This is a genomic window from Streptomyces gelaticus (genome assembly GCF_014649535.1).
Taxonomy (GTDB): domain Bacteria; phylum Actinomycetota; class Actinomycetes; order Streptomycetales; family Streptomycetaceae; genus Streptomyces; species Streptomyces gelaticus.
Map to the genome: position 1 here is coordinate 130,757 of NZ_BMTF01000020.1, position 20,597 is coordinate 151,353.

Sequence of the window (20,597 nt, forward strand, 5' to 3'; positions counted from 1 at the left end):
GGCACAGTGGGCACATGGACGATCTGAATGCCCTCGCCGACGAGCACCTGGCCGCGGCCCGGGCCTCCGCACACGGCCGCAGCGCCCACCGCCTGCTGCACGAGGAACCCCTGAGGCAGACCGTCATCGCGCTGACCTCGGGTTCCGCCCTCGACGAGCACAACGCCCCCGCCGCGGCCTCCCTCCAGGTGCTCCGCGGCAGGGTCCGGCTCACGGCGGCCTCGGGCGATGTGGAGCTCAGCGCCGGAGCGCTCCAGCCCATCCCGCAGGAGCGGCACGGGCTGCTGGCGCTGGAGGACGCCGTGGTGCTGCTGACCGCCGTCAACGACTGACGGCGGCGGCCCCGGGGCGTGCGGTGGAGACCGTCCGGATGCGCTCCAGGACCCACAGCACCAGGCTGCCCGCGGCGAGCGCACCGCCCAGGAGGCAGATGCCGCTCCAGCCCGCCCGGGACCAGACCACCGAAGCGAGCGCGGCTCCGGTCGCCCCGCCCAGGAAGAAGAGCGTCATGAACACGGAGTTGATCCGGTTGCGGGCCTCCGGGCGGAGCGCGTAGATCACGTTCTGACTGCTGTTGAGTCCCGCCTGCTGGGCGATGTTCAGCAGGATCACGCCGACCGTCAGCCACAGCAGCGACGACTCACCGGCCAGCAGCGGCAGCCAGGCGAGCGTGAGGAGCGCGGCCGCCGTTCCCGACACGGCCTGGACCCGGCCGCGGTCGCTCAGCCGGGCCGCGATGTTCATGCCCACCACACCGATGACGCCCACCAGGCCGAAGAGTCCGATGGCGGCCGCGTTCCAGTGGAAGGGCGGCCGGGTCAGCAGGAAGGTCAGCGCGGTCAACTGCACGCTGTACGAGGCCATGGAGAACGCGCCGATGGCCGCCCGCCGGCGCAGCACGGGCTCCTCCCGCAGCAGGACCAGTGTGGAGCGCAGCAGCCCGGTGTACGACATCGTGGCCGTGCCGTGCGGCCGGGGCAGGCGGGGGAGCCGGTTGTGCAGAAGTATCGCCATGACGGCCATGAGCAGCGCGTTCACCCAGTACACGGTCCGCCAGCCGCCGAGCTCGGACAGTGCGCCCGCGGCCAGCCGCCCGAACAGCCCGCCGAGCAGCACACCGGACATGACGACGCCGACGATCCTGCCGCGCTCGGCCGGGGACGCGAGCGCCGCCGCGAACGGCACCACCACCTGGGCCCCGACGGAGGTCAGCGCGGTCAGCAGGGTGCCCGCGATCAGCAGCGGGCCGGTGGGCGCGGCGGCCGTGACCAGGAGGAAGAAGGCGGTGAGCGCGAACAGGCCCACGGCGAGCCGCCGTCGGTCCATGACGTCCCCGAGCGGGACGAGCAGGATCAGCCCCAGCGCGTACCCGGCCTGGGCGGCGGTCACGATCAGCCCCGCCGTGGTGACACCGATGTGCAGATTCACCTCGATGATGTCGAGGAGCGGCTGCGCGAAGTAGTTCCCGGCGCAGGAGAGGGCGGCGGCGAGGGCCATCAGCAGGACCAGCCCGCGCCCGAGCGCGGGCTGGTCGGGCATCGCGCGGGGCACGGCCCGGCTGCGGGTTTCATGAGTGGGGTGAGCCATGCGTCTCAGCGTCCGGGATCGACCATCCATGAGTCCAACACATGTTTTTCATTCCATCGATCGTGGTTCACGATGGATGAATGGAACTTCAGCAGATGCGGTACGTCGTCGCGGTGGCGGAGCTGGGCAGCTTCACGCGCGCCGCGAAGCGGTGCCTGGTCGTGCAGTCGGCCCTGAGCCATCAGATCGCCCGGCTGGAGAAGGAGCTGGGAGCCCGGCTCTTCGACCGCACCAGCCGTCAGGTGCGGCTCACCGCGGCGGGCGAGGTGTTCCTGCCGGAGGCCCGGCAGGCGCTGGACGCGGCGGAGCGGGCCCGTGCCGAGGTCGCCGCGACGGCGGGGGAGGTCCGCGGGCGCCTTGCGGTGGGAGCCATTCCGACCATTGCCGCGGTCGACATCCCGGCAGCGCTGCGGGCGTTCCACCTGCGCTACCCGAAGGTGCACATCGTGCTGCGGGACGGGGCGAGCAAGGACCTGGTCCAGGAGGTACGGGAGGGGACGCTCGACGTGGCGTTCCTGGGGGTGCTGCCCAGCTACCGGCCGAAGGGCGTGGGCGATCACGAGCTCGGCACGGGTGAGCTGGTCGCCGTCGTGGCACCCACCCACCCCCTGGCCGGGCAGGCGGAGGTGGGTCTCGACCGGCTGGCGCGGGAGATGTTCGTCGACTACCCCGACGGCACCGCGGCCCGGGCGCAGTCGGAGGAGGCGTTCGCGGCGATGGGCCTCACCCGCGAGGTGGCCTTCGAGGTCAGCGGCACCGACTTCATCGTCCGGCTGGTACGCAGCGGGCTCGGCATCGCCATGCTGCCGGCCGCCTTCGCGGCGGAACTGACCGGGGTGCATGTGCTTCCCGTCCGCGATGCTCCCGCCCGTACGGAGCGCCTGGTCTGGAGCCGCTTCCGGCCGGCCCCGGCGGCCGCGGCGTTCCTGACGGGACTCGGCGTCGAGCCCGGTGCCGGGGGGCCTCCGGACGCGGGAGCCGGTGAACCAGGGCCGAAAGGGCGGCGGTCGACGCGAGGGTGAGAGCCCTTCTCGGCCCCGGCCACCACTGAGCGCGACATCGCCGGGCCGCCCCTGCGTGCCCGCCGCCCGCCCCGGCCCGCCGATCCGCCCACCGGACCGGCCGGGCGGGTGTCACCCGGGATTGCTGGGCAGGTACTGGTGTACGACCCCGGGGAGCGGGGTGCGGCGAACGGTGGCGAGAGGCGTGTGACGTGAGCGAGCGGACCGTGTGGCAGTTCTCCGACGACCGCGGGCAGTTGTCGACCGCCGGGCGGCGCCCGGCGCGGGTGCTCGCCTATGTCCAGGCCGGGGCGACCCTGTGGGACCACGGGATACGCCCGAGCGCGATATTCGGCTCCGATCACGACGACCGGGCCGTGCCGGACGTGGCGAAGACCGGTTCGCTTCCGTTGGCCGGGGTCGGCTATCCCGGTGCGGGCAGCACGCTGGACGTGGAGACCCTGCTGAGCTGTGAGCCGGACCTCGTCGTGGCGGTCAGCTACGGAGGCGGCCATGTCTACGGGCTTGCCGCGGAGACCGCCAAGCATCTGGAGGAGCACGTCCCGGTCGTGGTCGTCGATGTGGGGCAGGCGCGCACCCTCGCCGAGATCGGTGAGCGGTTCACCCTGCTCGCCCGCTCGCTCGGCGCCGAGGAGCCCGGGGCGGCGGCACAGGACCTGGACGCCGCGCGGCAGCGGCTGCGGGCGCTCGTGGCCGGTGCGGACGGACACCGGGTCCTCGCCCTCTCCCCGGCCGGGCAGGAGCAGGCGCACCTCGCCCGCCCCCGGATGTGGCCCGAGCTGCGGGTGCTGGCCGAGCTCGGTGTCGGCATCGTGGAGCCGGCCGAGGGGCCCGGTCTGAACTGGTCCACGGTCGGTTGGGCGGAGGCGGCGGCCCTGCGCCCCGCGGTGGTCCTCGCCGACGTCCGCGCCAATGCCACGCCGCTGGACGAGCTGCGGGCGCACCCGGACTGGTCGGCGATCGAGGGGGCCGCCCGCGTGGTGCCGTGGAACCCGGAGCCGGTGTGCAGTCCCCAGGCCCACGCGCGCTTCCTGACACTCGTGGCCGACGCCCTGGAGGAGGCCGGGCGCTGAGTACGGAGCGTCATCGACGTGGAGATCTCCGCCGAGAGACACACCTTCTTCACGGGGAAGCCGCGCGTCGGAGACTCTGAAGGACAGGCCGCCGGGTTCGAGCGCAGGCACGGGGGCGGGGACACCTCCTGACCTGTTTCGCGGACCCGAGTCCCCCGCGCCGTCCGAAGGGGCGGGGGACTCGGGCCGTCGTACCGGTACCGCTGCGCGCCACCACCGGCACGGCCCACAGCTGCGCCCTCGTCCTCGACCCGGACCCGCGGACGGCTAGGTTTTTCTGCAGCGACGGGGGCCGACGGCCGAACCCGCCCAGGCACCCCTGCTGATCCGCCACGCACGCGGCAGGACCGGGGCCAACGTGTCCGGAGGCCGCGCCGCCTGCCGGGACACGTTCGTCACCGCACTGGAGGAGAACCCAGTTCCATGCTCGAAAGACTCGACCTGCTCGTCATCGGTGAGTGCGTCGCCGACATCGTCCGGCTGCCGGGTGCGGCCGACCAGGTCCACCCCGGCGGCAGCCCGGCCAACGTCGCGTACGGCCTGGCCCGGCTCGGGCACGGCGCCACCCTGCTCACCCAGCTCGGCCCCGACGACAACGGGCGGCTGATCAGGGACCATCTCGCCGGTGCCGGGGTCGAGGTCCGCACGGACGACGTCACGGCCCCCACTCCGTCCGCCGTCGTCACCCTGGACCGGGCGGGCCGGGCCGCGTACACCTTCGAGATCACCTGGACGCTCGGCCCGGTCTCCCTGGACCGGCCGCCGCAGCACGTGCACACCGGTTCCGTGGCGGCGGTGATGGAACCGGGGGCGGCCACCGTCCTCGGCGCCGTCGAGTCGCTGCGTACGTCGGCGACCGTCAGCTACGACCCCAATGTGCGGCCCGAGCTGATGGGGGACCACGGGTCCGCCGTCCGCAGGGTCGAGCGGTGCGTCGCGCTCAGCGATGTGGTCAAGGCCAGCGACGAGGACCTGGAATGGCTGTACCCGGGCCGGCAGCCGGAACGGGTCGCCGAGCAGTGGCTGGCCACCGGTCCGGCCGTGGTCCTCGTCACCCGGGGCGGCGAAGGCGCGCTGGCCGTACTGCCCGGCGGGCGGGTGACCGTCGACGCGCTGCCCACCGAGGTCGTCGACACGGTGGGGGCGGGTGACGCCTTCATGTCGGGCACCTTGCACGCCCTTGCCGCGCACGGGCTGCTCGGTGCGGAGGGCCGGGAGCGGCTGCGCTCCCTGGACCGGGCCCGGACGGCCGATGTCCTGCGTCATGCGGCGGCCTCCGCGGCGGTGACCGTCGCCCGGGCCGGTGCCAACCCGCCGGACGGGCCGGAGCTGGCGGCGGCCTTCGCGCGGAGCTGAACACGTCCCGGTGTCAGGAGGGTGCGCCCGGGAGCCCCTCCTCACCCGGGCGTCACCAGATGCGGGCTGCTGTCGTCGTCCAGGAATTCGACGACGGCGAGGACGAACAGCGCGCACAACGCGATCCACACCGTGACCATCCCCGTCGGCCGGTCCCACACCACCAGGACGGCGGCGGCCACCGTGACCACCGCCCAGTTCAGCGGGCGCCTGGCGCGGTGCACCCACCGGCCGACCGGGCCGCCGGTGAACCCGGCCGCCTGGCGCACGGCACCGATGCCGGCGCTCCACATAGCCATGACACGCCCGGCGGCGCGGCCCTCACCGGTGAGCCACGCGGCGAGGGCCACCACGATGCCGAGCGTGACGACCAGCCGGACCATGGCACGCATCCGGTCGACCAGGGCGTCGAAGACCGAACCGGCCGCCGGCTGCGACACCCCGGACGGCAGGCTGTCGAGATAGAAACCGCGGCCCACCCACAGGGCCAGGCCGAGCACCGCCGCACCGGCCGCGACCGCGAGCGCCGTCATGATCAGGGCGCGGCGGCGGCACACCGCGAGAAGCACCCCGCCCGCTGCCAGCACCAGAGTGACCAGCGGCAGCCAGAATCCGATGATCTGGAGGGCCCGGAACCACTTCTTGGCCTTGCCCACCGCGTCGGAGGTCAGCACCGTGAAGTCCGTGTGGATCTCGGGGATCTTCGCCGCGACACCCAGCCCCCGGTCGACGAGGCGCTGCTTCACCCGGTCGATGACCGGTGCGAGGTCGATGGTGACGGTGTCGCCCGTGAGCTTCACCGCCCCGCCGCCGCTCCCGGACAGCGCCTTCAGAGTGGCGGACTGGGCGGCCCGGTTGAGGTCGGTCCAGACCGTCGCGAAGGCGTCGCTCGCCACGAACTTCTCCACCGTGCCGTGCACGAAGTTCGAAATGCCGGTGGTGATGGGGCCGTTCAGCGTCACCAGTGCCTTGTCGAGAACCGGCCGGTCGGCGGGGGAGACGTCGGACAGCAGGGTCTTCACGTCCAGGTGCTGCATGACGGCACCGGTGACCCGGTCGGCCACCGCGGACTGCACATCGGGGTCGGAGGCGAGCGGCGCCATCATCGCCACGTAGTTGTCGGTGTTGCCGATCTGGTTCTTCGCCCAGGTGGACACGATGCTCAGCGGAGTGAGGACGGCTGCGACGAGGACGAGCAGCACGGCCAGGAACGAACGGGCCCGCGGCCGGTGCCGCGCCGGGGCACGGGCCTCCAGCACGGCCACCCTGGCGCGGAGAGCCTCCAGGTCGGCACTCTCCTTCGGCTGATCGCGTTCCGGTTCCATCCCCCCAGGGAACGGTCTGCCGCCGCCGACAGCGCGGCGGACTGGTGCGGACGGGTGAACACATCACCGTGGTGTGCGGAACCGTTCGATCCGCCGGAGGTGCTGATGCCCCGTTCGGCTCATTGACCGCATCCTCCCCGGGGCTACTGCCGTTCGACAACCGGTAGGCGTGATCGATTACGGAGGAGGGGGCGGAGATGGCGCGGCTCGACAGGGGCGTCGCGGTGACAGGACTGGGGCTGGTGACTCCGGCGGGCGCGGACGAGCACACCTTCTGGGCGGGGCTGTGCGCCGGTGTGCCGACGGCCCGCCGGTGCGAGGAACTGGCGGGACTGCCGGTCGACTTCGGCTGTCCGGTGGACGGGATCGATCTGGACGGGGCGGTCGGCGGGCGTTCGGTGTGGCGGATGGCGCGGTTCGTGAAGATGGCACTGGTCGCCGCCCGCCAGGCGGTGGCGGACGCCGGTCTGTCACCGCAGCGTTGGGACGGCGACCGGGTCGCGGTGGTGCTCGGCGTCGGCGTGGGCGGGGTGTCCGTGCTCGTCGACAACGTACGCAGGCTCGACGACGGCGGAGCGGACGCGGTGTCACCGCTCCTGGTCCCCATGATGATGCCCAACGCGGCCGCCGGGGAGGTGGCCATCGCCCTGCGGGCGCACGGCCCCAGCCTGGCCCCGGCGACCGCCTGCGCGTCCGGGGCGACGGCCCTCGCCGTCGCCCGCGACCTGCTGCTGGACGACCGGTGCGATGTGGTGGTGGCGGGTGGTGCGGAGGCCGTACTGACCCCGCTGGTGGTGAGCGCCTTCGCCGGAATGGGCGCGCTCTCGCTGCGCGCCGGCGATCCCGCGGGGGCGTCGCGGCCGTTCGCCGCGGACCGGGACGGGTTCGTGATCGGCGAGGGCGCCGCCGTGCTCGTACTGGAGCGGACGGCCGACGCGCTCGCCCGGGGCGGACGGCCGCGGGCCCTGCTGACCGGTGCGGGTTCCGCCACCGATGCCCACCACCCCACCGCCCCGGACCCGGACGGCGGCGGCGCACGCAAGGCCGTCGAGGCCGCGCTGTGCGAGGCGGGCTGGGCGGCCCACGAGGTCGACCACATCAACGCGCACGGCACGTCGACCCGGCTGAACGACGCGATGGAGACCTCGTTGATCTCCGGGCTCTTCCCCCACCGGCCTTCGGTGACGGCCCCGAAGGGGGTCATCGGCCACACCCTCGCGGCGTCCGGGGCGATCGAGGCGGCCGCCACCGTACTGACCCTGGAGCACGGCCTCGTCCCGCCGATCGCCAACCTGGATTCGCTGCCGGACGGGTTCGACCTCGACTGCGTGGTCAAGGAGCCCCGGATCCAGCACGTCGAGCGGGCACTGAGCCACTCCTTCGGCTTCGGCGGGCACAACGTCGTGCTCGCCTTCGCGCGCGTCGAAGCGGACGGACCACGACCCGCCGACCCGGGTGTCCTCGCCGTTGCTTGATCGTTATATTTTCATGACCACAACGATCGACAGCCCCTCCGCCGAACGGTCCACGGACCTCCTCACCGGCGTGCTCCTCGGCGAAAACCACCGCCGGGAGCACGGCTTCTGGCAACGGCTGATCAGTACGGAACCCTTCCGCCGCCCGGAGCACCGCACCGCCGAGGAGCGCCTGACCCTCGCGTACGAGCGGCTGCGCGTCCTCAACGACTGTCTGGACAGCGGCGCCCGGCTCGCCGCCGACCACCGCGCCCTGGCGGCCCTGCACGAATGGCTCGGGCCGGTGGATCCGGCACTCACCACGGTGGCGGGCATCCACTACAACCTCTTCCTCGGCAGCCTCCTCGACCACGGGGACGACGGCCACCGCGACCTGTCGGACTTCCTGGGCCTGCGACGCATCGGCACGTTCCTCTGTACGGAGGTGGCGCACGGCAACGACGCCGCGGCCGTCGAGACCACGGCCGCCTACGACCGCGAGCGCGACGGGTTCGTGCTCTGTACCCCGCACGCCGGGGCGCAGAAATTCATGCCCAACACCAGTCCGGCCGGCGGCCCGAAAACGGGGCTCGTGGCCGCGCGTCTGCTCGTCGACGGTGCCGATCACGGGGTCTTCCTCTTTCTCGTACCGCTCACCGATGCCGAACAGGCGCTGCCCGGCGTACGGATCCGCCTGCTCCCCACCCGCACCGGCAGCCCGGTGGACCACTGCCTCACCTCCTTCGACCAGGTCTTCGTGGGACGCGCGGCGCTGCTCGGCGGGGACCACGGACGGATCGGCGCGGACGGGGAGTTCAGCAGCGCCATCGACAACCGAAGGCGCCGCTTCCTCGCGTCGATCGGGCGTGTCACCTCCGGCAAGATCTCGATGACGGCCTGCGCGGTGGGTTGTGCGCGCGCGACGCTCGCCGTCGCCGTCCGCTACGGCGGCCACCGCCACATCTCGGGGCCCCGGGGCTCGCGGCAGGTGCCGGTGATCGCCCACCGCAGCCACCACGGTCCGCTCGCCTCGGCCACGGCCACCGTCTTCGCGATGAGCCTGCTGCACCGCAGGGCCCTGGACCGCTGGGAGGAGGACGGGCAGCAGGAGGAGGCGGAGCGCCTGGTCGCCGTCGCCAAGGGGTGGATCACCTGGCAGGCCAGGTCCGTGATCGTCGAATGCCGTGAACGCTGCGGTGCGCAGGCGCTCCTGGAGAACAACGGCATGAGCGAACTCCTCACCGGGGTGGAGGGCGCCATCACCGCCGAGGGGGACAATCTGGCGATCCACGCCAAGGCCGCCGCCGAGATGCTCTTCGCCGCCGCACCTGCCGGGCCAGGGCCTTCCCCCGGTGGCGGACCCGGTGATCTCGACGACCCCGGGTTCCTCGGCAGGCTGCTCGGGGAGCTGGAGCGGATCTGGTTCGGCCGGGCCCGTGAGCGGATGGGCCTCGCACCGCACGGCGACCCGCTGGCGCGGTGGAACGCGGCATCCGGGCCCGCCCTGCGCGGCGTCGAGTCCCACGCCCAGCGGCAGGCGGCCGAGGCGTACGCGGAAGCGGTGGCGGCGCTGCCCGAGGGGATGGCCCGAGAACGGCTCGACGAACTGCGGCGCCTCTTCGCGCTCGACCGGATCGCCCGCAGCAGCGGTGATCTGATGGCAGCGGGCCTGCTGACCGCCGATCAGGTCAACGGGCTGCCCGACCGGGTGGAAGAGCTCATCAGCGCGGTCGCCGCCCATCTGCCCGATCTCGTCGACTCCTTCGCGCTGCCGCCGGAACTGCTCGCCGACTGGCCCATCGCCCGAGCCGACTACGTGGCCGCCTACGACGATCCGGGTGCCGCCTGGCAGACGGACGAGGGCGGCGCGACGGTTCCGGACGAGCGGTGAGAGTCATGACGAGAGAGGGAACTGCTGTACGGGGTCACCGGGTCAGGGAAGCTGCCGGGGCTCTCGGCGTCCGCGTTGTCCTGCTGGCCTACTGGGGTACGGCGTCCGTCCTGGCCACGGCGGTGCGGGGAGGAAGGTGCCGAATCGGTTCGGCACAAGGCGTAACTGGAGGCACTTCGCCCAGTTGATTCGGCGTCGGGACGGTTCCACCGCCGGCCCGGCAGCCGGACCGAATGATGGAGAGAAAGCTCATGAGTACGATTCACCCCAAGATCACCGAGGTTCTGACACACACCTTCAAAGTGCCCGTTGCCGAGATCCACCCGGGCTCCACCATGGACAGCCTGGAGATGGACTCCCTCGCCGTCGCCGAGTTCGCTGTCCTGATCAGGGAGACCGCCGGCGGCATCCGGGATTTCGACCAGCTCCCCAAGAACGCCACGCTGGCCGACATCACACGGTTCATCGACCCGGCGGGCGACGGCGGGGCGCGGGTGGGCGGCGGGCCGGCGATGAGCAACGCCCGATGAACAGGCCGGCCGTCGCCGTCACCGGCCTGGGAATGATCACCCCCGTCGGCAATGACACCGAATCCACCTGGGAGGGTGTGTGCGCGGGCGTGTCACCCGCCCGGACCGTCGCCGAACTCGAAGGGTGTGCGATCGACTTCGCGTGCATGGTCGACGGCATCGACCTGGACGCCGCGATCGGCGGCCGTGCGGCCTTCCGTATGGGCAAGTACGTGAAGCTCGCCGTACTCGCAGCCCGGGAGGCGGTCGCCGACGCCGGGCTCGACCCGGCCGGCTGGGAGAGCACCCGGGTCGCGGTGGTCGTCGGCACCAGCAGCGGGGGCTCCGCCTCGCTGACCGAGCAGGCGGTCGTGATGGAGCGGTCCGGGGCCAGGGCCACCTCGCCCGCGGGCATCCTGCTCACCATTCCGAACATGCCCGCCGCCGAGATCGCGATCGAGCTGCGGGCCACCGGCCCCAGCATGGCCCCGTGCACCGCCTGTTCGTCCGGTGTCACCGCGCTGTCCGTCGCCCGCGACCTCCTGGTCACCGGGCAGTGCGACATCGCGATCGCCGGGGCCACCGAGTCGATCGTCTACCCGGTTGCCATGGCCGGGTTCGCCAGGTCCGGCGCCGGGGCTCGGACGGACGACGACCCGGCCAGGCTCTGCCGGCCCTTCGCGGCCGACCGGGCCGGTCTGGTCATGGGCGAGGGTGCGGCCGTCATGGTGCTGGAACGGACGGAGGACGCCCGCTCCCGAGGCGCCGTCCCCCGGGCACTGCTCGCCGGCACCGGCGCCACCACCGACGCCCACCACCCCATCAGCCCGCATCCGTCCGGTGCGGTCGCCCAGGCGGCGGTGGAGGCCGCGCTGCGCGACGCGGGCTGGGCTCCCGAGGACGTCGAGCACGTCAACGCGCACGGCACGGCGACGCCGGTCAACGATGCCGCCGAGGCGGCCCTCATCGCCCGGGTCTACCCGCACCGGCCGCCCGTCACCGCCCCCAAGGGGGTTCTGGGGCACTGCATGGGGGCGGCCGGGGCGATCGAGGCCGGGCTCACGGTCCTCACGCTCCAACGCGGTGTCGTACCACCGATCGCCAACCTGGACGCTCCGGCGCCCGAGTTCGACATCGACTGCGTCACCAAGCAACCGCTGCGGCAGCCCATCCGGCGCGCCGTCAGCCATTCCTTCGGCTTCGGGGGACACAACGCCGTGATCGCTCTTCAGCGTCCGTAGGCCTCCGGCGGGTGGTGCGACGGGAACACCGCCCGGCGTGCCACCGGCCGCACGCCGCACGAGCCCCTGCGGGCTCCGGGCACCGGCGGATGCTGCCGGTCACGGCCCTGGCCGGGGCCGTGGCCCCGATCCGGATCGAGCAATGCGCGAGGCCACCGCACGGCGCCGGAGGCGACGGCGGCCGGGCGGACCCCGGTACCGCACGAGTCCGCCCTCGGTCTCCGGGTGCGGCCGTTCGCCGCAGGGCATGGCAGTGAGTCAGCGCCGGCGTCCCCGGCCGAATTCGCCGCCCGTTTCCTTGCCGCCGATGTTCGTACTGTCCGCGTAGTCGATCTGCTCCTTGCGCAGGTCGGCGGAGATCTCCTGCTGCTCGGTCACCCTCTTGGTCTCCATCCGCACCCGCTCGACGGGCACGGTCTCCTTGCGCGTGGTCGGACGTTCCGCATGCAGGGTGACCTCGACGTCCTGCTCGCGGATTGCGGCACGTTCCGCCGTCTTGTCACCGGGCTCCAGCGGCTCACGGATCAGGCGCACCTCTTCGTGCGTCACGGGCACGGTCCTGGTGACGTGCTCGGTGACGACGTACTTGTGCAACCGCGCCCTTCCGCTCTCGTACTCCTCGGTGCCGACGTGCAGCTGCTCCTCCGAACGGATCATCTCCTCCCTGCCGCCCAGGTCGGCGGAGGACCGCTCGCTGCCCGCCCCGGCACCCACGAGGGGCCGCGCGGTGCCGGCCGCGCCGGTGCCGCGGTGCCTGCCCTGGCCCGTGCCGGTTCCACCGCCGGCGATGCCCGACGGGGTGCTGCGGGCCGTACCCGTACCGGAGGCGGTGGTGCCGGTCATGGCCGGCTTGCCGGACCCGGTGGTGCGTCCGGCTCCGGCCGCTCCGGCGGCTTCCGCCGCTCCCATGTCCGTGGTGCCCGTGTCCGTCCGGCCGCCGAGCTTGGCCGTGGTGTTCCTGGCGAGGCCGTAGTGCTTGTAGAGTTCCTCCTCCTCCGCCACGGACAGATGCGCGTCCGCGTCCACCCGGGGGGCTTCCTTGACACGGTCCTTCGGATGCGAGATATGCAGATCGGATCCCACGCGGCGGGCTCCGGCAAGCGGAACGAAACTCTCTTTCATGCCGAACAGGCCGGTCTTCACCGTGATCCAGTCCGGTCGGCCGGTGTTGTCGTCGACATACACCCGGCCCACACTGCCGACCTTCTCGCCGTCGGTGTCGTACACCGTCAGGCCGTCGAGCTCTCCGGATTCCGTGAAACCGTCAGCGGCTGCCATGACCGATTCCTCCTCGTCCGGGCGCGTCCTGTGGCTGAGGCCATCAGAGGAGGCGCGTCCGCTTTCCATCGCGCCTCACCCGGATGGACGCTGCAACCGCCCGGCCCTCGGCGGTCCGGCCACGGCCGCCTCCCACAGCGGTGTGCGTCTGTTCCCGCGTTAGACCATTCGAGTGACGTGTAGGGGCTGCAGGCCAGGTATTCGGGGCTCTGCCTGCCTTCACGCCATGAAATCGCGGGGTCCGCCCGGTGCTGTACGCGCCATGAAGACCATGCGCGGCACCTTCGACGAAAGCGGAGCTTGACGAACGAGCGGAGCTCGACGAAGACGCGGGGCTCCGTGCGGCTCTTCATGACCTGACGCGCTCGCGGCATCCCTCGGAGCAGGTCGCCGGGATCGTGAATCCGGCCGGGCTCACCCCTCCCGGCAGGGTGCCCTGCCCCACCGACGGCCCCGGCACCGACGGCCGGTCGCATCCGTGCGTCCTGGGGCCCGTACTGCTGCAGGCCCATCGTCATGGCGCGCGGCGAGGTTCAGCCGTCCGTACCGGGGCGGAGCACCTCCGGGAGCGCTCGCCCCCCGGCACCTATGATCGACGGGCCATGTGCCGACCGTCGTCCTGCCGCCCACCGGGGGTGCCCCATCCGTTCCGTACGCAGCCGGCTGCCCGAGCAGCGCGGCGAACTGCTGGCCCGGCACGAGGACGGTGCGGACCTGCACCATCTGGTGTGGCGGCTCGGGCCGGGGTGGCGGGTCTGCTCCAGCGCCGTGCTCGGCGGCGGTATCGGTCCGCGTGAGTGGATCCTCAACGCGCAGGTGCCCGGCGGCTATCCGCGCCTGGACCCCGACCGCCACCTCGCCGAGATCGCGGACGCCGAACAGCTCACCGGCCCCGGCGCAGGGCTGATGACGGCCGCCGACGTCACCGCGTACACGGTCGCGGCCGACGGGGGCGTGACGGCGACCGCCACCTGCGGACTCGGCGTACGCGGCTGGGCCGCCGCCCCGGCGGAGGGCCTGCCGGGGCCACCGCGTCCGGGAACCGTCAATATCGTCGTCACCCTCCCCGTGCCGCTCTCCGACGCCGCACTCGTCAACGCCGTCGCCACGGCCACCGAGGCGAAGGTCCAGGCGCTCGTGGAGGCCGGCCTCGACTGCTCGGGCACCCCCACGGACGCCGTCTGCGTCGCCGCACCCTCCCCGGGACCCGCCCCCGCCGAACCCTTCGCGGGACCGCGCTCCCGCTGGGGTGCGCGACTCGCCAGGGCCGTGCACGCTGCCGTCCTCGAAGGCGCGCTCAGGCAATCCTGAGCATCCACAGCGCCGCGAGCCGACCCCGGAGCGGCCCACGGAGGGAGCCCCCGCATGACATCGAACGCTGCCGATCCCGCCCCGCAGCGGCCGGTCGTCGCCGTGCTCGGCACCGGAATCATGGGATCAGGAATGGCCCGGAGCCTTCTGAGGGCCGGCCTCGACGTCCGCGCCTGGAACCGGACGGCGTCCAAGGCGGCCCCGCTCGCCGCCGACGGCGCCACGGTCGCGGAGTCGGCGGAAGAGGCCGTACGCGGTGCCGATGTCGTCCTCACCATGCTCAACGACGGCCCCTCCGTCGCCGCCGCGCTCGCCGCCGCGGCCGGGGGGCTCCATGCCGGCCAGGTCCTGCTCCAGAGCTCGACGGTCGGGCCCGAAGCCACCTCCGATCTCGCCCGGCGCACCGCGGACCTGGGCCCGGTCTACCTCGACGCTCCGGTATCCGGCACCAAACAGCCCGCGGAACAAGGTGCGTTGACGGTATTCGTCGCCGGTCCCTCCGCCGTCCGTGCGAGGGTCGAGCCAGTGCTGGACGCGATCGGGCAGCGCACGGTCTGGGTCGGTGAGGTTCCGGGAGCGGCCTCGCGACTGAAGCTCGTGGTCAACACCTGGGTGATCACCATGGTCAACAACATCGCGGAATGCCTCAACCTCGCGGAAGGGCTGGGCGTCGACCCGCAGACCTTCCTCGACGTCATGAAGGGCGGCCCGCTGGACTCCGCCTATCTGCAGGGCAAGTCCGCCGCGGTTCTCTCCGGCGACCTCACCCCGAGCTTCACCCTGTCCACCGCGCTCAAGGACACCCGCCTCATCCTGGACGCGGCGCGGTCCTCGGGGGTGCGGCTCGACCTGGTCGCGGCGTCGGCCGACCGTTTCTCACGCGCCGAGGCCACGGGGCACGGCGGCGAGGACATGATCGCCACCTACTACGCGGGCCGCGCCCCGGAGAAGGGCGCCGACTGAGCCCGTCCGAACTGCCGGCCGGTTGTGATCCCGAGGAGAGGCCCCGGGCGGCCGGGTCACTCCTCGACGAGCATTCCGCTGCGGAGCTTCCGCAGGATCCTGCTGATCAGCCGCGACACATGCATCTGGGAGATGCCGAGTTCCGCGCCGATCCGGGACTGTGTCATCTCCTGGCCGAAACGCAGGTCGATGATGCGGCGTTCGCGGGCGTCGAGACAGCCCAGCAGCGGCGCGAGCGCATGCAGATTCTCGACCGTCTCCAGGGCGGGATCCGGCCCGCCCAGGACATCGGCGAAGGTGCGTCCCGAGGCGTGCCGCCGCCCGTCCTGCGAAGCGTCGGCCGGCATGTCCAGCGAGCCCGCCGCATACCCGTTGGCCGCCACGATGCCCTCGGTGACCTCGTCCTCGCTCAGTCCCAGATGTTCGGCCAGCTCCGGGACCGTGGGCTCGCGGTCGAGCTCCGTGACGAGCGACTCCTTGGTCCTGGCGATGTCGACCCGCAACTCCTGGAGCCGGCGAGGGACATGCACGGCCCAGGTGGTGTCGCGGAAGAATCGTTTGATCTCCCCGGTGATGTACGGGACCGCGAAGGAGGTGAACTCGACCTCGCGGGAGAGTTCGAACCGGTCGATGGCCTTGATCAGCCCGATGGTGCCGACCTGGACGATGTCCTCCATGTCGCCGCCGCCCCGGCTGCGGAACCGTCCGGCGGCGAACCGTACGAGGGAGAGATTCATCTCGATGAGGGTGTTCCGCGCGTACTGATGGGCGGGGGTCCCCTCCTCCAGGGCCTGGAGGCGGCCGAAGAACAGCCTGGACAGTTCGCGCGCGTCACCTGGGGCGATCCTTCCCGCGTCCTCGATCCACGGCAGGCCGCCGGTCTCCCCGGCCGCTTCCGTGACCTCTGCGGGTACGCCGGCGGCTGCCGGGTCCGCGCCGGTGCCGGCCGGTCCGTCCGCCGATATCGGGTGGGCTTTCTCCTGTCTCTGCGCACTGGCGGTCCGCGCAGTGTGCGCCGTCATCTCGTCACGCTCCCCTGGTCGTAGCCCGTGAGGTGTATGCACCTGCCCCCGGAGGTGAATCCCATGCGGAAGAGCGGAAGTTGATCAGGTCACACGGTATCTGTGGCCGGGAATCGCTGTGACTCCCCGTCAGGTCCCCGCGGTCGGGCGGGCGGGACGCGCCGGACAGCGGAACCGCCCCACCGGTACGGGGGAGCCCGGTGGGGCGTTCGCTCACCAGACTGCCACAGCCGACGGGGCAATGGTGACCGACCGACGCATATCCAGCGGTAGTTGAGTCGAAATCGACGCTGCCCAGGATTTCGGCGGAGCGCGTTCGGGAGAAGGACGGTATTGCCCGTCGGCGGACGGCACCCGCGCTCCGCCGTGTCGCACCCGGTCCGCCGGACCGGGACGCGTGGCTGCGACGGACCGGCCGTGCGCCGCTGTGACCGTTCTGCGTCACCTTCGCAGGTCCGCCGGGGCAAACCGTCACCGGGTGGGCCATCATGTGGTGGACCAAGGGCACGGCCGAGGGGGGCGCAGGTGATTTCCGAGCCGGAGATGGTGGACGAGTTCGGTGCGGTCGGGGCGGGCGAGGTGGTGGGTGACTTCGGCCAAAGACCCGCAGTGGGACCCCGGCCGCGCCGCCCGTGGCGGTGGGCGGTGGGCGGAGCCGTGCTGGCTTCGGCCCTGTGGGCAGGCGCGTTGTACGTGTACCCCGTCGGCGCCCCGGAGCCGGACCTGCACGGCTACCGGATGGACGGGGACCCGTGCCCGACCGTGCGGCTGAAGGCGATCGGTGCGGCGATAGCGCCGACGGAAAACACGCCCAGGATCGAACCGGAACACCTGAACGACCCGGCGCTGGACCGGGCAAAGTGCTTCATCTCCCTCCGGTCCCCGGCCGCGAAGAAGCCGATCAGGAGCCGGTGGTACACCGAATACTCGGTCGGCGTCACGGTGACACTGCACAAGAGGACCGACCCGGCCGCCGAGTTCGAGGCGATGCGCGGGACGACCGATTCCGGCACCGACGCCGATGCGAAGGTGGAGAAGGTCCCGAACCTCGGCGACAGCGCGTACCTGCTGACGCAGGACGACGGCAATGCGGAGCTGCGGGTGCGGGAGGGCGGAGCGGTCCTCTCGCTGAGCCTGGCCTCCTACGCGCAGTTCGACAGCGAGGACGGCGAGGCCCCGCCCGACGAAGGGCCGGACACATCCGATCTGTCCCCCTACCAGTCCGCGATGATCAGCGACATGCGTGACCTGATGAAAAGCCTCAAGCACTGACCCCGGTCTGCCGGACCCTTGCGTCCCGGTGACCACTCCACCCCGGGGAATACATGCCCGGACGAGGGCCTTCCAGCTGCTGTGGCGATCGGTGACCGGGCCGGCCGCCGGTGCCGTGAACGGAGAGAGGAAGCCCATGCCCAAGGCGTACGTGTTCACCCGCAACGGCGGACCGGAGGTGGAGAGCCTCATCGACCAGGACGTGCCGGTGCCGGGCCCGGGCGAGCTGCTCGTCGCCGTACGGGCCGCCGGAGTCAATCCGGTCGACTGGAAGCTGCGCGACGGCTACGTCAGGCCCGGCAGCGAGCGGCAGTCCTTTCCCACCGTCTTCGGCAGCGAGGCCGCCGGGGTCGTCGAGGGCATCGGCCCGGACGTCGAGGGGTTCGCGATCGGGGACGAGGTCTTCGGCAACCCGGTGACCGGCGGGTACGCCGAGTACACCCTGTTGCCCGTCGCCGTGACCGCGCACAAGCCGGCCGGTCTGTCGTTCACCGACGCGGCGGTCCTGCCCGTCGCTGCCGCCACCGCGTACGACGGCGTGCGCCAGCTCGGCCTGGCTCCCGGCTCGACCCTGCTGATCACCGGGGCCGGAGGCGGTGTGGGGACCGCCGCAGTGCAGCTCGCCCGGCACAGTGGCGTCCATGTCATCGGCGCCGCGGGTGCGGCCAAGAAGGAATTCGTCGAGTCGCTCGGCGCGGTGCACGTCGAATCCGGCCCCGGACTCGCCGACCGGGTGCGGGCAGTCGCACCCGACGGCGTGGACGCGGTCTTCGACCTGGTCGGCGGCGACACCCTGAGGGCCGTGGCCCCGCTGCTCGCGGACCCGGCCGCACTGATCAGCGCCGGGGGCAAGCCGCTGGCCGTGGAGCTCGGCGGGGCGGCCGTCGCGCGGGCCCGCACCGCTGCCGTCCTCGACGAGGTGGCGAAGCTCGTCGTCGGCGGCGTCCTGCGGACCCACGTGAACCGGGCCTACCCGCTCCTCGGGGCGGGAGACGCGCTGCGGGCCGTGGAGAGCGGACACTCGCTCGGCAAGACCGTGATCGAGGTGGTCGCGTGAGCACGGCGTACGCCGCCGGCGACGCGCACCCGCTGGACAGCCCGGTCCACGCCGCACTGACCGGACCGCACGCCCATTTCGCCGAGCGGCGCGGCCGAATCCTGCGCTACCCCGCGGACGTGGCCCCGTGGGTCGCGGTCCCGGACGCCCCTCGGGCCGAGGACTGGGACGACGCGGCGGCGCTCGTCGGACCCGGCGGAGCCGTCACCATCACCGCCGTCCGAGAGCCACCGCCGGACGACTGGGAGATCGTCTTTCGGGCCGACGGTGTCCAGCTCGTCGACGCCGGGGTCGAGACGGCACCCCTCCCCGGGGCCGTACGGCTCGGACCCGCCGATGTGCCCGACATGCTCGCCCTGGTCGAGCGCACCAGGCCGGGGCCGTTCCTGCCCCGCACCGTCGAGCTCGGCACCTACCTCGGGGTGCGGCGCGAGGGGGCGCTCGTCGCCATGGCCGGTGAGCGGATGCACCTGCCGGGCTGGAGCGAGATCAGCGCCGTCTGCACCGACGAGTCCGTACGCGGTCAGGGGCTCGGCACCGGGCTGGTGCGCGCCGTCGCCCACGAGATCCGGCAGCGTGGCGAAACGCCGTTCCTGCACGCCTCCGCCTCCAACACGAACGCCGTCCGGCTCTACGAGTCCCTGGGCTTCGTGCTCCGACGCCGGACGTCGTTCCTCTCGGCGCTCGTCCCGCAACCGCTGCCGACCCGCCTGCCCGCCCCCGGCGGCGTCCGCGGTGAGCGCGAGGCCCGCACGGCAGCCGCGCGCTGACCCGCGATTCGGGACCTTGGTCCCGCCGGCTGCGGGCCGAAGGTCACTGCCGCCTCCCGTCTCGGGACCTTCGGCGAGGCCCGAGAGGCCGTAAGCCTCGTGTGCCGCCCCTCGGGGCCGGGTGCACTGGTACCGAACGCCGGCACCGGGCCGGCAGGTCCCGGGAGGAGCGGCCGTGACGATCGGGCTTCAGCGCCGGCTTGCGACACGTGGAGCGGCGCCTCCCGGCACGGACGCGGGAGAGGCGGTCGTGCACGCGCCACGGGTCGGGAACCTCGCACTGTTCGGCGGGCTGGCCCTGCTGACGGCCCTGGTCGTCCTGCTGGACCTCCGGACCGGTGAGGACCTGCGCCTCGTACCGCTGCTGGTGGTCGTGCCCGCACTCGTCTCGGTCTTCGGAACGATCCGGCAGACGGTGGGGGTGTCCACCCTGATCATGATCGTCGTCGTCGGCTCGCACCTGGCATACGGCGGCACGTTCTGGGACGTCACCACCGGTGTGATCGTCACCGTGCTGGCCTGCTGCCTGGGTGTCGGCGCCTGCGCGCTGCGGATCCGCCACGCCACGCAGATCGCCCGGCTGCGCTCCGCCGCCGGCGCGCTCCAGCGTCAGATCCTGCGCCCGCTGCCCATCCTGACCGACCAGATCCTCGCCCACGGCATCTATACGCCGATCGAGGAGGACCGGCTGGTCGGCGGCGACATCTACGAGGTCGTCCAGTCGCCCTACGGAACCCGGGTGATCATCGGGGATGTCCAGGGCAAGGGCCTCGCCGCGATCGGGGCGGGTTTCGCCGTGCTCGGAGCGTTCCGGGAGGCAGCCATCCGCGAACCTGCCCTGACGGGTGTGGTCGACGCCCTGGAGGACGCGGTCGCCAGGCACAACGTCTTCTCCGCCCAGACGGGGGAGACCGAACGCTTCGTCACCGCCCTGGTGCTCGGCTTCGACGGGAGCGACCAGGTCGAGGCCGTCAACTGCGGTCATCTGTCGCCGCGGCTGCTGCACGACGGCGCGGCCCGTGCCGTTCCGCTGGGCCACACCTCCGTTCCGCTGGGCCTTGCGGAACTCAGCCGGGAGGCGCGGGCCGCCGAGTGGCTGGACTTCCCGCCGGGAGCCACGCTGCTGATCTGCACCGACGGGGTCACCGAGGCGCGCGACGCGTCCGGCGCCTTCTATCCGCTGGATGCCCGGCTGGGCCGCTGGGCGGAGCGGCCTCCGTACGAGGTGCTGGAGGCGCTCAACGCCGATCTCGACTCCTTCTCCGGAGGAGTGCGGCGCGACGACATCGCCGCCCTCGCCCTCCGCCGGACAGCGTCCGGCGGCGCCGGCCGCCCCCTGCACAGCGGCCATGGCGCCCGCCGGGCGGCCGAGACGTTCAGCGGCCGGTAGAGGGGCCCGGAAGAGCCCCATGGCAACCGAATGTCCCGTCGAGACTTATGTCGCGGTGGGACATTTTTGGGTGTAC

At 72.6% G+C, this 20,597-nt stretch carries 19 protein-coding genes; 15 read left to right on the top strand and 4 right to left on the bottom strand.

The features are described from left to right. The first annotated feature begins 14 nt into the window (after nucleotides 1–14). Nucleotides 15–332, top strand: coding sequence for a cupin domain-containing protein (locus IE107_RS25600; RefSeq protein ID WP_189546663.1), 318 nt, complete (start codon nucleotides 15–17; stop codon nucleotides 330–332). On the opposite strand, the gene IE107_RS25605 is transcribed toward IE107_RS25600, so the two are convergent. Beyond that, nucleotides 322–1,587 carry an MFS transporter gene (locus IE107_RS25605; RefSeq protein WP_229867239.1) on the bottom strand — a complete coding sequence of 422 codons (1,266 nt, stop codon included), beginning with the start codon at nucleotides 1,585–1,587 and terminating at the stop codon, nucleotides 322–324. The genes IE107_RS25600 and IE107_RS25605 overlap by 11 nt on opposite strands. An 80-nt stretch (nucleotides 1,588–1,667) precedes the next feature. Between IE107_RS25605 and IE107_RS25610 the strand changes: the two genes are divergently transcribed. The 4 genes from IE107_RS25610 to IE107_RS25625 all read left to right on the top strand — a co-directional run bounded on the left by IE107_RS25610 (nucleotide 1,668) and on the right by IE107_RS25625 (nucleotide 5,038). Further along, the gene (locus IE107_RS25610; RefSeq protein ID WP_189546665.1) at nucleotides 1,668–2,609 is read left to right on the top strand and encodes a LysR family transcriptional regulator; all 942 of its coding nucleotides are present in this window, start codon (nucleotides 1,668–1,670) and stop codon (nucleotides 2,607–2,609) included. Between the two features lie 191 nt (nucleotides 2,610–2,800). Next, a complete protein-coding gene (locus IE107_RS25615; protein WP_189546666.1) occupies nucleotides 2,801–3,682 on the top strand; it encodes an ABC transporter substrate-binding protein in 882 nt (293 codons plus the stop codon). Between the two features lie 18 nt (nucleotides 3,683–3,700). Continuing rightward, nucleotides 3,701–3,814 carry a hypothetical protein gene (locus IE107_RS25620; protein WP_373302491.1) on the top strand — a complete coding sequence of 38 codons (114 nt, stop codon included), beginning with the start codon at nucleotides 3,701–3,703 and terminating at the stop codon, nucleotides 3,812–3,814. 291 nt (nucleotides 3,815–4,105) lie between these two features. Continuing rightward, a complete protein-coding gene (locus tag IE107_RS25625; RefSeq protein WP_189546668.1) occupies nucleotides 4,106–5,038 on the top strand; it encodes a carbohydrate kinase family protein in 933 nt (310 codons plus the stop codon). A 41-nt stretch (nucleotides 5,039–5,079) separates the two neighbouring features. On the opposite strand, the gene IE107_RS25630 is transcribed toward IE107_RS25625, so the two are convergent. Continuing rightward, nucleotides 5,080–6,363: a hypothetical protein gene (locus IE107_RS25630; protein WP_189546670.1), complete on the bottom strand. Its 1,284-nt coding sequence runs from the start codon at nucleotides 6,361–6,363 to the stop codon at nucleotides 5,080–5,082. Nucleotides 6,364–6,560: 197 nt separating this feature from the next. Between IE107_RS25630 and IE107_RS25635 the strand changes: the two genes are divergently transcribed. From IE107_RS25635 to IE107_RS25650, 4 genes are all read left to right on the top strand, one after another. Further along, on the top strand, nucleotides 6,561–7,838 hold the full coding sequence (locus tag IE107_RS25635) for a beta-ketoacyl-[acyl-carrier-protein] synthase family protein (RefSeq protein WP_189546671.1): 1,278 nt from the start codon (nucleotides 6,561–6,563) through the stop codon (nucleotides 7,836–7,838). 13 nt (nucleotides 7,839–7,851) lie between these two features. Continuing rightward, nucleotides 7,852–9,708, top strand: coding sequence for an acyl-CoA dehydrogenase family protein (locus IE107_RS25640; RefSeq protein WP_189546673.1), 1,857 nt, complete (start codon nucleotides 7,852–7,854; stop codon nucleotides 9,706–9,708). 251 nt (nucleotides 9,709–9,959) lie between these two features. Further along, nucleotides 9,960–10,238 (top strand): acyl carrier protein, encoded by a 279-nt coding sequence (locus IE107_RS25645; RefSeq protein ID WP_189546675.1) that lies wholly within the window; start codon nucleotides 9,960–9,962, stop codon nucleotides 10,236–10,238. Further along, nucleotides 10,235–11,458 (top strand): beta-ketoacyl-[acyl-carrier-protein] synthase family protein, encoded by a 1,224-nt coding sequence (locus tag IE107_RS25650; RefSeq protein ID WP_189546677.1) that lies wholly within the window; start codon nucleotides 10,235–10,237, stop codon nucleotides 11,456–11,458. The genes IE107_RS25645 and IE107_RS25650 overlap by 4 nt, the downstream gene beginning before the upstream one ends. 258 nt (nucleotides 11,459–11,716) lie before the next feature. Here IE107_RS25650 and IE107_RS25655 read toward each other — a convergent pair whose 3' ends face one another. Continuing rightward, entirely contained in the window at nucleotides 11,717–12,736 is a 1,020-nt protein-coding gene (locus IE107_RS25655; protein WP_189546678.1) for a PRC and DUF2382 domain-containing protein, read from the bottom strand. Nucleotides 12,737–13,324: 588 nt separating this feature from the next. Between IE107_RS25655 and IE107_RS25660 the strand changes: the two genes are divergently transcribed. Together IE107_RS25660 and IE107_RS25665 are read left to right on the top strand one after the other, a co-directional pair. Continuing rightward, nucleotides 13,325–14,047, top strand: a complete 723-nt coding sequence (locus tag IE107_RS25660; RefSeq protein WP_229867240.1) for an adenosylcobinamide amidohydrolase — start codon at nucleotides 13,325–13,327, stop codon at nucleotides 14,045–14,047. A gap of 54 nt (nucleotides 14,048–14,101) precedes the next feature. Beyond that, nucleotides 14,102–15,010 carry an NAD(P)-dependent oxidoreductase gene (locus tag IE107_RS25665; protein WP_189546680.1) on the top strand — a complete coding sequence of 303 codons (909 nt, stop codon included), beginning with the start codon at nucleotides 14,102–14,104 and terminating at the stop codon, nucleotides 15,008–15,010. A 56-nt stretch (nucleotides 15,011–15,066) separates the two neighbouring features. On the opposite strand, the gene IE107_RS25670 is transcribed toward IE107_RS25665, so the two are convergent. Next, nucleotides 15,067–16,032, bottom strand: coding sequence for an RNA polymerase sigma factor SigF (locus IE107_RS25670; RefSeq protein ID WP_189546682.1), 966 nt, complete (start codon nucleotides 16,030–16,032; stop codon nucleotides 15,067–15,069). 525 nt (nucleotides 16,033–16,557) lie between these two features. On the opposite strand from IE107_RS25670, the gene IE107_RS25675 reads away from it, so the two are divergent. The 4 genes from IE107_RS25675 to IE107_RS25690 all read left to right on the top strand — a co-directional run bounded on the left by IE107_RS25675 (nucleotide 16,558) and on the right by IE107_RS25690 (nucleotide 20,521). Then, nucleotides 16,558–17,304, top strand: coding sequence for a hypothetical protein (locus IE107_RS25675; protein ID WP_189546685.1), 747 nt, complete (start codon nucleotides 16,558–16,560; stop codon nucleotides 17,302–17,304). 136 nt (nucleotides 17,305–17,440) lie between these two features. Further along, entirely contained in the window at nucleotides 17,441–18,361 is a 921-nt protein-coding gene (locus IE107_RS25680) for an NADP-dependent oxidoreductase (protein ID WP_189546687.1), read from the top strand. Further along, the gene (locus IE107_RS25685; protein ID WP_189546689.1) at nucleotides 18,358–19,131 is read left to right on the top strand and encodes a GNAT family N-acetyltransferase; all 774 of its coding nucleotides are present in this window, start codon (nucleotides 18,358–18,360) and stop codon (nucleotides 19,129–19,131) included. The genes IE107_RS25680 and IE107_RS25685 overlap by 4 nt, the downstream gene beginning before the upstream one ends. A 175-nt stretch (nucleotides 19,132–19,306) precedes the next feature. Then, complete coding sequence (locus IE107_RS25690; RefSeq protein ID WP_189546690.1) at nucleotides 19,307–20,521, top strand: PP2C family protein-serine/threonine phosphatase; 1,215 nt, start codon at nucleotides 19,307–19,309, stop codon at nucleotides 20,519–20,521. The last annotated feature ends 76 nt before the right edge of the window (nucleotides 20,522–20,597 follow it).

Coding starts and splice junctions, on each gene's coding strand:
- IE107_RS25600 (WP_189546663.1), top strand. CDS start 15: ATGGACGATCTGAATGCCCTCGCCGACGAGCACCTGGCCGCGGCCCGG.
- IE107_RS25605 (WP_229867239.1), bottom strand. CDS start 1,587: ATGGCTCACCCCACTCATGAAACCCGCAGCCGGGCCGTGCCCCGCGCG.
- IE107_RS25610 (WP_189546665.1), top strand. CDS start 1,668: ATGGAACTTCAGCAGATGCGGTACGTCGTCGCGGTGGCGGAGCTGGGC.
- IE107_RS25625 (WP_189546668.1), top strand. CDS start 4,106: ATGCTCGAAAGACTCGACCTGCTCGTCATCGGTGAGTGCGTCGCCGAC.
- IE107_RS25630 (WP_189546670.1), bottom strand. CDS start 6,363: ATGGAACCGGAACGCGATCAGCCGAAGGAGAGTGCCGACCTGGAGGCT.
- IE107_RS25635 (WP_189546671.1), top strand. CDS start 6,561: ATGGCGCGGCTCGACAGGGGCGTCGCGGTGACAGGACTGGGGCTGGTG.
- IE107_RS25640 (WP_189546673.1), top strand. CDS start 7,852: ATGACCACAACGATCGACAGCCCCTCCGCCGAACGGTCCACGGACCTC.
- IE107_RS25645 (WP_189546675.1), top strand. CDS start 9,960: ATGAGTACGATTCACCCCAAGATCACCGAGGTTCTGACACACACCTTC.
- IE107_RS25650 (WP_189546677.1), top strand. CDS start 10,235: ATGAACAGGCCGGCCGTCGCCGTCACCGGCCTGGGAATGATCACCCCC.
- IE107_RS25655 (WP_189546678.1), bottom strand. CDS start 12,736: ATGGCAGCCGCTGACGGTTTCACGGAATCCGGAGAGCTCGACGGCCTG.
- IE107_RS25660 (WP_229867240.1), top strand. CDS start 13,325: ATGATCGACGGGCCATGTGCCGACCGTCGTCCTGCCGCCCACCGGGGG.
- IE107_RS25665 (WP_189546680.1), top strand. CDS start 14,102: ATGACATCGAACGCTGCCGATCCCGCCCCGCAGCGGCCGGTCGTCGCC.
- IE107_RS25670 (WP_189546682.1), bottom strand. CDS start 16,032: ATGACGGCGCACACTGCGCGGACCGCCAGTGCGCAGAGACAGGAGAAA.
- IE107_RS25680 (WP_189546687.1), top strand. CDS start 17,441: ATGCCCAAGGCGTACGTGTTCACCCGCAACGGCGGACCGGAGGTGGAG.